At 50.5% G+C, this 16,027-nt stretch carries 14 protein-coding genes and 3 tRNA genes; 11 read left to right on the top strand and 6 right to left on the bottom strand.

All coding sequences use genetic code 11. The annotated features are described in order from the left end of the window. Positions 1-315 precede the first annotated feature (315 nt). Both FH603_RS21230 and FH603_RS21235 read left to right on the top strand, forming a co-directional pair. The gene (locus tag FH603_RS21230; protein WP_186739725.1) at positions 316-1,248 is read left to right on the top strand and encodes a S1/P1 nuclease; all 933 of its coding nucleotides are present in this window, start codon (positions 316-318) and stop codon (positions 1,246-1,248) included. A gap of 153 nt (positions 1,249-1,401) precedes the next feature. Beyond that, a complete protein-coding gene (locus FH603_RS21235) occupies positions 1,402-1,656 on the top strand; it encodes a hypothetical protein (protein WP_186739727.1) in 255 nt (84 codons plus the stop codon). A 1,198-nt stretch (positions 1,657-2,854) separates the two neighbouring features. Here FH603_RS21235 and FH603_RS21240 read toward each other — a convergent pair. After that, entirely contained in the window at positions 2,855-3,181 is a 327-nt protein-coding gene (locus FH603_RS21240) for a hypothetical protein (RefSeq protein WP_186739729.1), read from the bottom strand. A gap of 318 nt (positions 3,182-3,499) precedes the next feature. On the opposite strand from FH603_RS21240, the gene FH603_RS21245 reads away from it, so the two are divergent. Then, positions 3,500-3,712: a hypothetical protein gene (locus tag FH603_RS21245; RefSeq protein WP_186739731.1), complete on the top strand. Its 213-nt coding sequence runs from the start codon at positions 3,500-3,502 to the stop codon at positions 3,710-3,712. A 262-nt stretch (positions 3,713-3,974) separates the two neighbouring features. Here the strand turns inward: FH603_RS21245 and FH603_RS21250 are convergent, their stop codons facing one another. The 3 genes from FH603_RS21250 to FH603_RS21260 all read right to left on the bottom strand — a co-directional run bounded on the left by FH603_RS21250 (position 3,975) and on the right by FH603_RS21260 (position 8,357). Continuing rightward, entirely contained in the window at positions 3,975-6,548 is a 2,574-nt protein-coding gene (locus tag FH603_RS21250; RefSeq protein ID WP_186739740.1) for a PAS domain-containing sensor histidine kinase, read from the bottom strand. A 337-nt stretch (positions 6,549-6,885) separates the two neighbouring features. Further along, positions 6,886-7,254, bottom strand: a complete 369-nt coding sequence (locus FH603_RS21255; protein WP_186739742.1) for a LytR/AlgR family response regulator transcription factor — start codon at positions 7,252-7,254, stop codon at positions 6,886-6,888. Between the two features lie 1,029 nt (positions 7,255-8,283). Beyond that, positions 8,284-8,357: transfer RNA gene (locus FH603_RS21260), tRNA-Arg, on the bottom strand. A 281-nt stretch (positions 8,358-8,638) separates the two neighbouring features. On the opposite strand from FH603_RS21260, the gene FH603_RS21265 reads away from it, so the two are divergent. After that, positions 8,639-8,884: a hypothetical protein gene (locus FH603_RS21265; RefSeq protein ID WP_186739744.1), complete on the top strand. Its 246-nt coding sequence runs from the start codon at positions 8,639-8,641 to the stop codon at positions 8,882-8,884. A gap of 394 nt (positions 8,885-9,278) precedes the next feature. Here FH603_RS21265 and FH603_RS21270 read toward each other — a convergent pair. Both FH603_RS21270 and FH603_RS21275 read right to left on the bottom strand, forming a co-directional pair. Continuing rightward, positions 9,279-9,352, bottom strand: a tRNA-Pro gene (locus FH603_RS21270). Between the two features lie 92 nt (positions 9,353-9,444). Beyond that, positions 9,445-9,531 (bottom strand) — tRNA-Ser (locus FH603_RS21275). Positions 9,532-9,699: 168 nt separating this feature from the next. Between FH603_RS21275 and FH603_RS21280 the strand changes: the two genes are divergently transcribed. From FH603_RS21280 to cdaA, 7 genes are all read left to right on the top strand, one after another. After that, on the top strand, positions 9,700-10,662 hold the full coding sequence (locus FH603_RS21280; protein ID WP_186739746.1) for a vWA domain-containing protein: 963 nt from the start codon (positions 9,700-9,702) through the stop codon (positions 10,660-10,662). Positions 10,663-10,713: 51 nt separating this feature from the next. Beyond that, on the top strand, positions 10,714-11,403 hold the full coding sequence (locus FH603_RS21285; RefSeq protein WP_186739748.1) for a tetratricopeptide repeat protein: 690 nt from the start codon (positions 10,714-10,716) through the stop codon (positions 11,401-11,403). 20 nt (positions 11,404-11,423) lie between these two features. Continuing rightward, a complete protein-coding gene (locus tag FH603_RS21290; RefSeq protein ID WP_186739750.1) occupies positions 11,424-12,599 on the top strand; it encodes a thiolase family protein in 1,176 nt (391 codons plus the stop codon). A 114-nt stretch (positions 12,600-12,713) separates the two neighbouring features. Further along, positions 12,714-13,652 carry a phosphoribosylaminoimidazolesuccinocarboxamide synthase gene (locus tag FH603_RS21295; protein ID WP_186739752.1) on the top strand — a complete coding sequence of 313 codons (939 nt, stop codon included), beginning with the start codon at positions 12,714-12,716 and terminating at the stop codon, positions 13,650-13,652. A 96-nt stretch (positions 13,653-13,748) separates the two neighbouring features. Further along, positions 13,749-14,165, top strand: a complete 417-nt coding sequence (locus FH603_RS21300) for an STAS domain-containing protein (RefSeq protein WP_186739754.1) — start codon at positions 13,749-13,751, stop codon at positions 14,163-14,165. Further along, positions 14,086-15,120, top strand: a complete 1,035-nt coding sequence (locus FH603_RS21305) for a ribonuclease Z (RefSeq protein WP_280529223.1) — start codon at positions 14,086-14,088, stop codon at positions 15,118-15,120. The genes FH603_RS21300 and FH603_RS21305 overlap by 80 nt, the downstream gene beginning before the upstream one ends. Before the next feature lie 82 nt (positions 15,121-15,202). After that, entirely contained in the window at positions 15,203-16,021 is an 819-nt protein-coding gene (gene cdaA, locus FH603_RS21310) for a diadenylate cyclase CdaA (protein WP_186739756.1), read from the top strand. The last annotated feature ends 6 nt before the right edge of the window (positions 16,022-16,027 follow it).

Consider the following 16,027-nt stretch of genomic DNA (forward strand, 5'->3'; position numbering starts at 1 on the left):
TCCGAGACGTAGACAAAACCATAGAAAGTTCGGAGGCTATGCTACGAATTGGCTTTATTTCAATCCTGCTCAATAGGCTGGCCAAATAATAGTCCCAAACATACTCTTATTGCTGTAAACGATGAAGCCGGATATACGTCCGGTTTTGTCGTTTACAAGGGTCACTTTGATGCAGCCACATCTACAAAGCTCGTAGAGGGTATGGACCAAAGGCGTCTGTTAACAATCATTTAATAGACCAAAGACTGTTATACTTAGTCTATTGATTGCACCTATATCTTACAGACTTTACCTTCGGGCAACCCAAAATCCCCTATGCATCGTTTTCCTCGTACGTTTCTTCTTTCATGCCTGCTCCTGGCAACGGTGGGTCTGGTCCGGGTGTATGGCTGGAACAAAGCTACCCACATGGTTACGGGTGCCATTGCCTACCGCGACCTGCAGGCTTCTTCCCCTCAAACGCTGAGCCGGATCGTGGCCATTCTAAAAAAGCATCCCGACTATCAGCAACGCTGGTCGGCCAAACTAGCCGACCCTACCTTATCGGAGGATGAGAAGAACCAGTATCTGTTCATGCTGGCCGCCCGCTGGCCGGACGATATACGCGGGCAGGCCCAATACGATCACCAGAGCTGGCATTATATCAACTACGTCTACGCCCCTGAACAGAACATAGCCCGCACCGACACAACCCTGGCCACGGGTGAGACTATCCTGCAGGCCTTTGGCATGAATCAGCAGATTTTGCGCAGCAATGCCCCCGACAGCGCCAAGGCAATTGCCGTCTGCTGGCTCTTTCACCTGACGGGCGACGTTCATATGCCCCTGCACACGACCGCACTTATCGACCAGCAGTTTCCACAAGGAGACAGGGGCGGAAACCTGTTCAAGATCAAGGTTATGATGAGCAATCAAACGATAAACCTGCATTCATTCTGGGATGGTATGCTGTTGGGAGCCGATGATTTTCGCTCTGTCAGCAACCTCGCGGTTCAGTTACGACAGGTAATCAGCCGCATGCAGCTTGTTCAGCTGGGCAGGGCCGATATCAATACCTGGTCAAAAGAAAGTTTTCAGCTGGCACAGGACAATGCTTACCGCAGCAATACCCTACCCGCCGGGACCGATCAGGACGGTGCCATTTTACCGGCCGATTATGTGGATACGGTAAAACCGATTGCACAACGACAGGTTGCCCTGGCTGGTTACCGGCTGGCCGATGAGCTGAAGGCCGACCTGTCGGACTGAATGTTGTATTAACCTGACAGGCAATCTCATGACGGAAAAAGCCAGTTAGTAAAGCACCCTATCCAGGCATTCTGGTATCGCTTTCCTCACAACAATGACCGGACTTATCGGTTAATAGTAGACACATTTAGTAACCATTTTCTTAGATGTAGCATGAATTCTGACCTTAACGAAGAACTGGCAGCAAAGCAATTAGCCGAAGAATACAATAACGCGCTTAACCAGAAAATAGAGGAACGCTTTCGGGCAGCCTTATTCCTGGTCGACCCTTCCCTCGACATGGATACTGTAACCGTCGTTAGCAATGTAGGCAGTGACGACGATCAACTAACTGTCGACGGGGTCGATGACGAAACGATCGACAAGGCAATGGCTATATTCGAGCAGGACAATCAGGAGGATAGCTGATTCTACCGGTAAAAATTATCACTATGTGAAGAACTAATTGGTAATTTTAACTGGTAGCAGGTAAGAACTGGCACAGTTATAGAGGGCCATTTTCAGCCTGCATTATTGCTAATTAGTAGCAAAACGCGCCGATCTATCACGAATAGATCGGCGCGTTTTTATTGAACGTTACCCCTGAAACAGCGAGTAGCCCTATAGATGGCTGTCGTTTCGTATTAAAATACTTAATCTATCTACATAATTAAATTTATAGGCAAGGTTTTTGCTTAATATTTAAAAAAAACTTACACTATGGACCAACACTACTTATTGTGGAAATTTTATCAGTCAGCTTACCCGTTCATTGCCTGTTCGATATATGGCCGGGGTAACTACCAGAAACACGCCTTCATGTGTCTGAATTAACCCCTTACTACTTCCTCCACGCTAAGCCGTTGTAAGCTATAACCTGAACAGGTGCTTGTCTTACAAGTAACAAAAAAGCCTAGACACATAGCGTCCAGGCTTTCCACTTCTATCCACACCATTGCGGATTAGCTCCGCATTGATACTCAAAATTACACACTAATATGCATTGACCGGGCAATTTCCTCTCGTTCGGCCCAAAAACTTAGTTTAGCCACTGGTCAACGTTGCTTTTTTGTATACTTAAAGACACCTAAAGGCGGCTAACTGTATTGATTTTCAAGCAAAATGGACTGCCTTTCTGGTAATTATTACTCTTTTTCTAAATATTATAAAGTACAATACACGATCCTACATATCAACATATAGCACTAGTGAATTTACTGTTTATTAAATTTTGAATAAAATAACATAAAGCACTAGCTTTCAGCTACTCAAAGAATATATTTGCGCTGGTACTTCCTCAAAATAATATAAAAAAATGAAATGGTTACTTTTTGCCAGTGCACTCGCATTTGGCTCCTCGCTCTTTGTATTATTGTATTACCGGCTCAGCTTTCGTGATCGGTGCCCGGTTTGTAAACAAAGGGACTCGTTCGAGCGTGTACCAAGGCCTACAGCCGTACGGGCCGTACTCTTCTACCTGCCCATTCAGTACTACGTGTGTTACTCCTGCATTAGTCATTTCATACGCATCAAATCATAAATCATCCGATTGATGGCAAAAAAGGATAGTGCTTACTTTCCCGGACTGATATATACTCGCTAGAAAGCGTCTTCAAGATAAGCCGGGTTACATGGGACGATAGCGTAAACAGGCCTCTAATTCGGCTTGTTGACGCTCCCAAATCAATTCGCGTCGTACTCGGTACTTATTCAGCACGGTATGTACTTGTTGATCCTTGCTGAACAGTAACGCTGACTTCTTCATGGACCAAACCCGGTCCAGTTGAACCAGCAGGTTTTGATGGTCAACTTCCAGTTCTTCTACCGCCTGCTTTTCCAGACCATAGTGAGTTTTCCATTCCTGAACGTGGCTCTGTAAAAGTTGGAGCCTTTTCGATTCTGGGTCGGTTTCCTGTGTGCTGACTGCCACATCAACGGTCTCAATACGCTTCATTTACACTACTATGGGTTGTTAGTCGGCTGTGGTTGTCCAGCAACCACATGGACCGGAAAGGTCATTAAGACCCAACTGGATAACTCTTCAGACGCACATACTGGGTCAGGTCACAAAGGAGTAGCCCGGCCGAAGGTTCATCTTTCCGTCGTAAAGGGCCTACAGATGGGCGGGGGTTTGTCACCAGGCCACAATTTTTGATAAGATAGTTACCCTAAAAAACCACCAGATAGGAATATTGCCTACTAACCTTTACACCAGTGTTACTACTTATCTGTTAGTCCTGGCGTACCACAAACAGTAGTCCTTATTATATTTATGATCATTACATATACCTCGTTCCAGTTTATTCTGCTGGCCATGATCACCCAGTTATTTATGACCATTGTGTTCGCCAGAGAAGCCTTGACCACAGCCTTAGGCACCTACTGCCGGGTCAAGTGTGGAGTAGCAGGCCTGGTATATTTTATTTTTGCCTTTATACTGACCTGGATTCTGTTTAACTCATCGATAGACCGTGACCCGGCATGAACACAAAATGCGCCGTCTGGTCAGACGGCGCATCACTCGTTCAGTACAGGAATAGACAGTATAAGGCAGGCCCGGGGCCATATATGCTTAAACTATCATTACTCTTGAATGTTCGCGGGCTCCGGTCGGCGTCGTACGCTTTGCCGATCCGTTCGCTACCACAAAAGCCGTATTTCAACCGGTAATTTATTGATAACACAGTAACTATCAACGGCCAGTCAACACCAGCGCAAGGCCGTTGTTGTGCGTCGAAAATCGGTTTTCACATCGGCAGATATACGCTGAAAGTTGACCCCTCCCCTGGCTGACTGGTAGCGGTAATGGCGCCACCATGATTGGTAGTCACTTTCTCACAAATAGCCAGCCCTATACCTGTTCCGGCAAACTCACTCTTGCCGTGCAGCCGTTGAAACACCTGGAAAATGCGATCCAGGTATTTCTCGTCGAACCCAACTCCGTCGTCGGCTACGTCGATTCGATGATACCAATCGGCCGACCGGGAAGGTTTTACCGAAGAAGGCAGCTCGCGCTCCAGCACAGACTGCGCGCTGATTTTGACGTGGGCGGCAACCGGTACGCCCTCCGCATCGGTCCGGCGAAACTTCAGGGCATTGCTTAGCATATTTGTGAAAAGCTGACTCAACTGAGCCGGATTACCTACCACTGTTGGTAAATCACCCACGGTCACCGATGCGCCTGTTTCAGCAATGATGAGGTCCAGATCTGAAAGGACCTGTTGAACCACCTGAGCCAATGATACCAACTCGCGGGTTTCCTGCCCGGTGGCAATGCGCGAGAAAGTAAGTAAGTCTTTGATCAGGGTAGACATACGCCCTGCCGATGCCTGCATGCGTGTCAGATAGTCTACTCCCTCTCCCAACTGATCGGCATAACCACTTCGGAGCAGGTCACCGAACGACTGTATTTTGCGGAGCGGTTCCTGCAAGTCATGCGAGGCTATATAAGCGAATCGCTGGAGGTTTTCGTTAGACCGGATCAACTGATTGGTCGACTCGGTCAGTTCTTCGTTGATCGACATATACTCTTCATTGATCGACGCATATTCCTCATTACTACTCGCCAGTTCTTCGTTGGTAGCCGCCAGTTCTTCGTTGACCGCAGCTAGCTCTTCGGTGCGCTCCATCACCTGCTGTTCCAGGGTTAGCTGAAGCCGCCGTTGTTGGGTAACATCCTGCGCCACTCCACTCAACAGCACCGGTTCGCCCGTTGTAGAGTCGTAGGATACCTGGGCCTGCACATGAATAATTCGTTGCTGGCCCGTGAGCTGGTTGATTATGGGATGCTCGTTCGTGTACAGCCCCGGTGAGCCAGGCTGGATTACGGCGGCTATCGCATCAGCAACGGATGAGCGGTATTCTTCAGGCAGCAGAGTGTATACATTCCCCAACTTTTTTGTGGGTTGGGACAACCCCAGCCAGTGCATGAGCCGCTCGGAATACGTTAAGCTACTGGTTCGGATATCCAGGCTCCAGGTAGCCAGCTGAGCCAGTTCAACGGCCGTCCGCAGCGACACTTCCGCTTCGGCCTGTTTTTGTCGGGCTACCACTAGATCCGTCACTTCGGCTCCCGTGTTTGTGACGCCGTAAATTTGGCCGTCATTATCGTAAAGGGGCGTAAAGCTGTATTTGAAATAAAAGGATTGCAACCTTCCATCCACAACAATGTCCACCCGCTGATTCTGGGCATGGAAAGCAATCCCGGTCGTATAGACACCATTCAACTGCTCGTAAATACCCTGGGTAGCCAATTCGGGTAGCACCGCAGCATAGGGCTTACCAATAACGTTTTTGTCCCTACCCCACGCATCCAGAATGGATTGATTGGCAAACTGTATCCGCATCTGAGGACCTGTATAAACGGCAATTGGATACGGAGCACTCTCTATCACACTCCGTAGTTTGCTTTCGCTGGCTATGATCTGCTGCTGCGCCAGCATTTGCTCCGTTACATCCTGGCAGATCACCATCACGCCGGAAATAGTCCCGTCCAGTTCGCGGTAGGGCTGGTAAACCAGATTGAGAAAGCCCTCTTTCCGCTCCCCCCCATCATGAACAAAATACGGTTGATTGTAAAGCGAACGCGGGTTGCCCGTTACCCTGACTTCATCGATTATTGGACGAAAGACCGACTCTGTTTCCGGTATAATACTAAACAGGGGTTTATTCAGCAACGCTTCCCGGCTTCGATTGATCAATTGGGCATAGGCCTGGTTGACTATATGCACCCGCATGTCTTCTCCGCCCAAGACAATAATGCCAACCGATATGTCCCGTATCAGGTTCTGAAAGCGTTGTTTGGAATGACGCAATTGCTGATTACGGGTTACCTGACCGCGGCTCTCAGCACCGGTAACGAATACCCCGACTGGCTGCCCCAATTCATCGATGACCGAGTTATAGGTGTAGGTACGGCAGGCCATATCCGGTTGACCATTTCCATGGCTGGGACTTAGCTGATCGTCGCTCCAGGAGGTCTCCTCCCCGGCCAGCGCCTGATCAATCAGCGGTTCGATAGTCGGCCATATCGCGGGCCACACCTCTGCCCCAGGCCTGCCCAGGGCCATAAGCGGCTCACCTTCCCGTTCCAGAATGGGGCGGTAAGCATCATTATAAAAGCATAGATGTTCCGGTCCCCAAAACAGAAACATGGGAAATCTGGCTTTCAGGATGATGGGTAAGGTTGTGCGCAAACTCAGGGGCCATTGATCAGGCACCCCCAACGACGTTTTAGACCAGTCGTAGCTACGGGTACGTCCTCCCATTTCGCCACCACCCTGTAAAAAAGGGTATTTCTTTTCCGTTGAGTATGTAGTCAAGGCAATCCATATTGGCCTGCGATCTGGCCAAAAACCAGCTCTGAACAGGAATTGAGCATCCAATAACGGGCAAAAAAATCAATTCTTCAATTAGAACTAGCCTATGAAACAGCCAGGAACCTACAAATACGTATGCAGCTGATCCTGTTGGCAACAACCACCCTTCAGCGACGGGGCCAATGTGCGTAACGATAGTCGGGAAGAGCAGCGTGAAGCGCCAGCTATAGACGAGGGCCTGCCCGATACGACTGCCCTTTCTCATTCGGTATGTTTTCGGGCAAAAGAAGTAAAGAGAGAAATAAGGGCGGCAGAAAACTGGGTTTCGGAGGACCGTTAGTTACTCATTCCGGACAACATGCGGAATCAATTTTTCTTTGATCGTTTCAATCCGGCGACGCGGAATCGAAAAGGCACGTCCATCATCCAGAATCACCTGCGCATTTTTGAATGTCTGCTGCTCAAAGCGAGCAACGTAGGATTGATTGACAAGCGCCCCCCGATGTACCCGAATAAATGAGCTCAGTTGATCTTCGAAGCCTTTCAGTGTCACACTGGCCAGGTACATGTCGCCACTGGTAAAATGCACTTTAGAATAGTTACCAACGCCTTCTATCCACAGGATAGACTTAAGCGGCACTGTCTTCTTAAGGCCGGGTACTTTGAGCTTGATCATACAATCGTCTACCCCGTTGAGTAGCAGGGTCATAATGAATTGGAACAGGCAACTAAATGGCTACAGCACCAAACGAGTTGAAGATAATAACTACGCTTTTAACCTGTTATTTACTTAATAGACCAAACATAAAACTAAAAAAGCAGAGAAATGTTACTTATCTTTAAATCCAAGCGAATGGATGGGGCGTATATTGATAAGCAAACGGACATAATTCTAATTAATATTTTTTAGGTACAATTTAATTGAATTTGCCGAAGACAACGTGTTTTCAGACTGCTTCATTCAACGGCGACATAATTACGAATCGTTTTTCAGAGGTTAACATATTAAAAGGTTAGTTCAAGAGGAAGGGTAGACAGCATGGTGCAGCTAGCGCCATGCTGTTTTGTTAGTCATCTTTTCGATCAGGAAATGAATCTGCAAACAGCAGGGTAATCTATGGTTCATTAAGTTCGTCAGGCAGCGTACCTAATAATGTATCAGCTACGGGTCGAAGTCTTGTAGAACAGGCGAGCTACCAGCCAACAATCAACTTTTAATTACGTTAAACTAATTTAATAAAACTAAAATGTTATTTTAATTAAATTATTTAAATATAAGGTAACATAATTATCCATTATTATCTTTGCTAATGCCAGTTAAGGCTGATTGATTAAAGGTAGTACGCAAAAGGCTCTTGGTATCTAAGAGCCTTTTTTGCGTGGATAGCTGGTCTGGTTCTGCACGGATGCAGCCCCACGCAGTAGTGGCTCATGAGAAAGCCAGAGATATACCTGATCTGGTATTGAACACATCAACCCTGGCTGCCCGGCAATAGTCACCCTAGGCCTGGCGAGGTGAGAAGCATTTTTATCTGCTATAAGAGAGGCAAGTAACAGGCCCTTCTATGCCTACACAAACGAATTAGCATAAATACATTACCCGGTAGATGTCTGTTGCCATAGCAGTTCCAGGTCAACTCTCAATCCCTGCCGGGTGGCTGGTGGTTGTGTTTGTAAACGGGTAAGGATAAAACAAAAAAAGCACTCACCCTTCCAGGTAAGTGCTTTATAATCAATGTGACCCCGAAGCGATTCGAACGCTTGACCGTCTGCTTAGAAGGCAGATGCTCTATCCAACTGAGCTACGGGACCAGAAAAGTAGCAGCGTAAATGGGCGTAAGCGCTTTGTAGAACTCGATACCCGCAACCCTTGCTACAGCAAACAGTAAGTATCAGGAGAAGACAGGCTTTCCCGACCCTTTACAGGGTACAAAGGTACAATGATGGTAACGATTATACAAAGCACAAACCTGAACTGTGAGACTCGTGAACGAACGTCGTTCAGTGTGATAAGTAACAGGACCAACGGCTGGTGATCGAACAATCGATGGGTAGCGGCTGTTCTCTATCCACTTGATAAACATACCAACGTTATGAGCAAAGGAGCCACCCAACCCACCGTTCGCGAAACCGCCGACGACACCAAAGGATACGAACTAGATAATAACCTGCCCGACGAAGCCCAGGGTAAGACCTCCCGCGGCAAACACAAGACCAAGCAGAGCACCGAAGACAAACACGATGCGACGGGTTCTGTGGAGGACAGTAACAAAGGAGGTCACGGCCATTCGGGCCATAGCAAAAGCGAGAACGGCAGCGAATCGAACGCCGAGCAGTAGACAGACTACTGTACAATAGCGTCTAGCTATCTACCTACTGAATGACCCGGTTGCATTACGACGAAAAGTCGGCGGCAACCGGGTTACTTTTTTGTAGCTGCGAGTGAACAGACTATGGTCAGTTTAATAAAATTAGCGTGGTCGTAAACTGAAAAATGATCGCTACCAAATTGGTGTTGCGAAAGTTCAGCTCCCATTTGCGAATAAGTACAAGTAGCTAGAGGGTAAAACACCTCTCGGAGCGTAGGACGATTTTGAGGGGTGATTTGTAGCTTTAATTACGCAAAGCAAGCGCCCATAATAGTGTTGAACTAATCCAAAGTTCTTTACAGGCGCAGCAAAAAAGGGGCATAAAAAAACCGTCCAGCTCTTTCGAACCAGACGGTTGTTAGTGTCGGGGTGGCAGGATTCGAACCTACGACCTCCTGCTCCCAAAGCAGGCGCGATACCGGGCTACGCTACACCCCGAACTCTGTTAAGCTTTATTGCTCGACGGGTGCAAAGATACGAAAAAAACGATTGCAACCACATTTATGCAAAAATAATTAAGCTTAACGCTGCGGAGAGAGAGGGATTCGAACCCTCGGTACCGTTACCAGTACGACAGTTTAGCAAACTGTTCCTTTCGGCCACTCAGGCATCTCTCCGTAGTCTAATTAGTCGCTCAGCGATTAATCAGGGCACAAAGATAGCGGGATTCGCCGTTTTCGACAAGAGATGTCCTGTAAAATCTTTTCTTAATCATTAATTTCGCCTTTTGGGGTGCCTGCCCACCTACTTCAGTGGGTTCATTACCAGCCCAATTGCTCCTTATTATGAACTGGCTCTATTCGTTTTCTACCACCGAATTTATTTTTATTGGCCTGTTCATCCTGTTCTATGCTCTCTATATCCTGCGCACCTTTCGGCTGGCACGACAACTCAATACCGCTGCCTGGGGCGTAATCCCGAAGTTTTTCCTGCGCGGCACCTACCTTACCCTCCTGATCATCGCGATACTCGGTCCATCATTCGGCGAAGCCGACAGCCAGGTCTCGACCGCCGGACGCGACGTGTTTTTTCTGATCGATGTATCCCGGTCTATGGACGCCGGAGATGTGGTACCAACCCGGCTCGAACGCGTCAAGTATAATGTGCAGCAACTTTGCGATACGCTGCCTACCGATCGTTTCGGGTTGATTCTGACATCGTCGGAGTCGTTTGTACTCGCACCCCTCACCGCCGACCACGACGCACTGAAGCAATTTACCCGCGATATCCGCACGAGTTCCGGCTCGTCCAGCGGTACCGATCTGTGCAGCGCAATTGAACTGGCCCGCCAGAAACTGCTCACCGACCCCTCCACCCGGCAGCACGTGAAAGCCATTGTCCTTTTCAGTGATGGTGAGAACTTCGGGCCCTGTGATCAGGCGGGCCTGCTCAGGCTGCGCACCTTTGGCGTTCCCCTCATTACGGTGGGCGTCGGTACCGAAGCCGGAGCCTCTATCCGGTCAGGACGTGATTTCATCCGCGACAACGACCGTCAGATTGTCCGAAGCCGGTTGAACCGAAGCTTTTTGCAGAGTCTGGCCCGCGATAGCCGGGGACAATACATTGAAGCTGATGTTAGCGGCCGATACATCAACGAGCTGGCCAGCCTTATCCAGTCCGTACAGGGCCGGGTTGTCGATCAGCAACGGATAGCCGTCTCAACCAATAAATATTATTATTTCGTGCTGGTAGCGCTGGTACTGATGGCACTGGACCTGATTGTGACCGTTCGAACCTTCCGGTTGTAAGATTGTCTGACCGTTTCCGCTTAATTTTGGCCGATCGTTTCGCCGATTCGTATGATATATGTGTTCCTTGTGGCATGGCTGTGGTGGACCGATCCACTCACCAATCCGATTTCGTACAACAACCGGGCGCGTCAGGAAGCTGAGCTAGCCTATCAGGCGGGCCAGTACGACCGGGCGCTGTCGCTGTATGCCTACCTGAGCAAGACAACGACTACGGTTGACCCGGCGGTACGGCTCAATCTGGGCCACACGTATTTTCAACTGCGCCAGTATGCCAAAGCGAAACCACTGTACGAATCGCTGCTCCGGTCTGACCGGGCCGATCTGCGAACCGTAGCAGCTACCCAGTTAGGCGTTATGGCCTGCTTCGACCGTGACAGTGCCAACGCCTTGACCCTGTTCAGGCAGGCGCTCCTAGAAAATGCCAATAATGAACCGGCACGGTACAATTTTGAGTTAATAAAGAAGCGATATTCCGGTAAGGCGCTCCCGCTTCAGAGCCAGAGAAAGCAGCGGGCCAACCAACCGCAACAGGTCAATAAACCGACCCCATCCGGCGGACAGGTGGAGCGATCCTCGCGGCAGGATGAACTGCTGCGCCGGTTCAGGCAGCTAAACCTGAGCGAGGAACAGGCGCTTCAGTTGCTCAACGCCATGCAACAGGACGATCTGCCTTATGCGCTGACCCGCTCGGCTCGCCAGGCAGGTACGAAGTCGGCCGCCAACGGCAATCGCTGGTAAACATTGAATCAACAGCTGCTATGAACGAAGTCGTTATCATTGCCGCCGTCCGGACGCCTATTGGCTCATTCGGGGGCGTTTTATCCACCCTCTCCGCTACCGATCTGGGAGCAGCCGCCATCCAGGGTGCTTTAAGCCGCGCCGGGGTCAGTCCCGATCAGGTACAGGAAGTCTACATGGGCAACGTAGTATCAGCCAATGTAGGGCAGGCTCCCGCTAAACAGGCCGCGCTCAAAGCGGGTCTACCGGCTACGATCCCCTGCACCACCATCAATAAAGTATGTGCGTCGGGGACTAAAGCCATCATGCTGGCGGCCCAGGCTATTCAGCTGGGCCAGGCCGATGTCATCATAGCAGGCGGCATGGAAAGTATGTCGAATGTGCCCTACTACGTACCTAAAGCACGTTTCGGGTACAAGTATGGCAATGCCGAACTGGTCGACGGCCTGGCCCGTGATGGCCTGGTAGACGTTTACGATCAATGCTCGATGGGCGTTTTCGCCGATCGGACCGCCGAGAAGTACGCCATCAGCCGCGAGGCACAGGATGCCTACTCGGTACAATCGTATAAACGGGCCGAAGAAAGCACACAGAGCGGCCGGTTCAGCGCCGAGATCATACCCGTTGAGGTGGCGGGCCGCAAAGGAAGCGTGACCGTGACCGAAGATGAGGAATATAAAAACGTCATCTATGATAAAATTCCAACCCTGAAACCCGCTTTCGGTACGGGCGGTACAGTTACTGCGGCCAGTTCGTCGCCCATCAGCGATGGGGCGTCGGCCCTGGTGGTAATGAGTCGCCGGAAAGCCGATGAGCTTGGGCTGAAGCCGCTGGCCCGGATTGTGGCCTACGCCGATGCTGAGCAAGAGCCACAGTGGTTTACGACAGCCCCGACAAAGGCCGTACCACTGGCCCTAGAACGCGCCGGACTCACTACCGACGATATCGATTTTTTCGAGATCAACGAAGCCTTCGCCGTGGTGCCGCTGGCCTTCAGCGAAGTGCTGAACGTACCCCAGGAAAAACTCAACGTGTTTGGCGGGGCCGTATCCATTGGTCATCCGTTGGGCGCATCCGGGGCCCGGATCGTCACAACGCTGACTAACGTACTCCAGCAAAAAGGTGGCCGCTACGGTGCCGTAGGCATTTGTAACGGCGGTGGTGGTGCTTCGGCCCTGGTGCTGGAACGATTATAGACGCATTTTTAGACAATCAACTTACCAATCAACCTATTACGCACCTGTTACAACAAGCGCAAAGTCCGGTTCAGCCGGGTTCGTCAGGTGTTACATTCCCAAAAACCTTTATAAATGAACGCAATTCAGGAAACCAATTTCCAGTTCCCCGGTCAAACAGCCTTCTATCGCGGTAAAGTCCGGGATGTGTACTCGTTCCCGGACAAACTCCTCATGATTGCCTCGGACCGGATTTCGGCCTTCGATGTCGTGCTGCCCCGGCCCATCCCCTTGAAAGGACAGGTGCTGAACCAGACGGCAGCGTATTTCCTGAAAGCCACTGCCGACATCGTGCCCAACTGGCTGCTCGATGTCCCCGACCCGAACGTGAGCATCGGCCTGAAGTGTGAACCCTACGCCGTTGAAATGGTCGTTCGGGGTTATCTGGCGGGCCACGCCTGGCGTGAGTACCGCGATGGGCACCGGGTACTCTGCGGGGTGGCGCTGCCCGACGGCCTGCGGGAGAACGACCGACTGCCCGAACCCATTATCACGCCAAGTACGAAAGCCCATGAAGGGCACGATGAAGACATCAGCCGCGAAGAGATTTTACGGCAGAACATCGTTGGCGAATCCGACTATGTTCAGTTAGAACGTTATGCCCTGGCCCTCTTTAACCGGGGTACGGAAATGGCCGCTGAACGCGGACTGATTCTGGTTGACACAAAGTATGAATTTGGTAACCTGAACGGGACGGTTTACCTGATCGATGAGGTACATACGCCGGATTCGTCGCGGTATTTTTACGCCGACGTCTACGAGGGCAACCAGCAAACGGGCCAGCCGCAGAAACAATTGTCGAAAGAATTCGTTAGAGAATGGCTTATTACAAACGGATTTCAGGGTAAAACGGGACAGAGCGTACCCACCATGTCCGACGAGTGGGTCAATCAAATTTCGAAGCGGTATATTGAACTCTTCGAGACAGTTACGGGTCAGTCGTTTCAACCTGCCGACGATACCGATCCGCTCCGTCGCCTAGAAGCTGCCATTTTACACGCCCTGAATAACTAACGTAAACCGATTGAAGACCAGAATTTGTTGGTTGGACGATGTGACTAACCTTAGCGTTCAACAGCCATGGTCCGACCAACTTCAGCTTGATTAACTATGACGTATACCATTGAAAAAAACGAGCAATACGCGCTTATCCGTTTAGCCGAAAGCGCTATCGAGGGAGAAGTCCCTCAGGATTTTGAAGCGCTGAGCCGGGTTCTTTTTCGGGAAGGATATAGCAACATTATTGTCGACATGGAACCGGTTCTGTCGGTCGACCCGGCGGGCGTAAGTACCATCCGAAAAATAAACCGCCAGTGTACAAATGAAGTTGGGTTGTTGGTGCTGGTTACCCAGAACGACGACCTGATCGAGTTTTTGGACACGGCCCACATCAGCGATCTAACCATTCTGCCAACGGTAGAAGAGGCCATAGACGCGGTGTTCATGAATGAACTGGAAAACGATTTTCGAAGCGAGAGCGATGACGAATACGACGCAGGAGGCAGCATCGGCCGCGACGAAGCCTGACAACACGATTTACCCGAATACGGAACACCACCGGTCGGCATCACAGCCATTTGCCATTACGATTCTGGGGGCTGGCTCGGCTACGCCCTCCCTTCAGATGCACCCCACGGCGCAGCTGCTTACGGTAGGTAGTGATTACATGCTGATCGACTGTGGCGAAGGCACGCAGCTCCGGCTGATCGAGCAGAAGATCCGGCCGGGCCGGTTGCGGTATATATTTATCAGTCATCTGCACGGCGATCATTATTTTGGGCTGGCTCCGCTCCTGTCGACACTCAACCTGTCGGGGCGGACCGAGGACCTGTACCTGTTCGGCCCCCGTGGCCTGGACGAAGTGCTGACCACCATCTTCCGCGTGTCTGATTCGAGGCTGGGATACAGGCTGCATTTCCAGGCCGTTGATCCGGCCATGTCCAGTGTGTTGCTCGACCATCCACAGATAACCGTCGAGTCGATTCCGCTTCAGCACCGGATCGACTGTTCGGGGTATCTGTTTCGGGAGAAAACGCACAAACCACACCTGTTGCGCGAGAAACTACCGGCCGACGTGCCGGTGCAGTACCTGAAACAGCTGAAAGACGGGCAGGATATTCCGGATGAGACCGGTGGTGTTTTGTATGCCGCAGCCGACTATACGGTGCCTGGGCCTCCTCCCCGCTCCTACGCCTTCTGCTCCGACACGCGCTACGTGACGGAACTGGTCCCCCAACTTCAGGGCGTAGACCTTTTGTACCATGAAGCCACGTTTCTGGAAGACAATGCCGAACGGGCCGCTGAGGTATACCACTCAACCGCTCAGCAAGCTGCGGCAATTGCCGCCGATGCGGGTGTAGGTCGGCTATTGATCGGTCATTTTTCATCCCGCTATAAACAGTACGATTTATTTCTGGACGAAGCCCGTAAAGTATTTCCTGAAACCTATCTTGCTGAAGAAGGCGAAACCTTCGTTATTTAACAGACCAACGACAAGACGCGCCCTGTAACTGCGTTGTCTAAGTCGGTGGTCTGTTTTATTTCTATCCCTGTTCCTTTCCTGTATGCTGGTTTTTCGCTTGGGTTTTTTAGATGTCGGCTGGCTCGATCTGCTCGACATTCTGCTTGTTACGGTTCTTATCTACCAGATTTATAACCTCGTTCGGGGTAGCGTAGCCAGTCGGGTATTTATTGGGTACCTGCTGGTTTACCTCGCCTATCTGGTAGTCAAAGCACTGGGACTGAACCTGATGACGACGATCCTGGAATATTTTATCAGCGTAGGTGCGCTGGCGTTGATCATTATCTTCCAGCAGGAAATCCGACGCTTTCTGTTGCTCATCGGCAAATCGACCAATGTAGCCAATAGCCGCTGGATACGGCGGTGGCTCATGCGTCAGCCAAACGACGGTGAGTCGCAAACGCAGTTGAAGCCAATTATCGATGCCTGTAAAACCCTGGGCAGCGAATTTTCGGGGGGCCTGATCGTTGTGCAGAAGAATGACGACCTGGAAAAGTTTGCCCTGTCGGGAGAAATCATAAATGCCGATCTGTCGAAACCGCTTTTACTGGCTATCTTCAGCCAGTATAGCCCCCTTCATGATGGCGCGGTATTGATCAGTAACGGCCGCATCCGGGCAGCCCGCTGCATTCTGCCGGTTTCTGATGACGACGAGTTACCACCAGCGCTGGGCTTTCGGCACCGGGCCGCCCTGGGTATGAGCGAGGCAACAGACGCAGCCGTGATTGCCGTCTCGGAAGAAAGTGGGCGTATGTCGCTGGCCCTCAACGGTGAGTTGTATACCAACCTTGTCTTATCTGAACTGGAGACGAGGCTGGAGTCCTACCTGCGCGAACCCAAGCTGCTAAACCATTTGCAGTAAGTGTCG

Source organism: Spirosoma utsteinense (assembly GCF_014282275.1).
Lineage (GTDB): Bacteria > Bacteroidota > Bacteroidia > Cytophagales > Spirosomataceae > Spirosoma > Spirosoma utsteinense.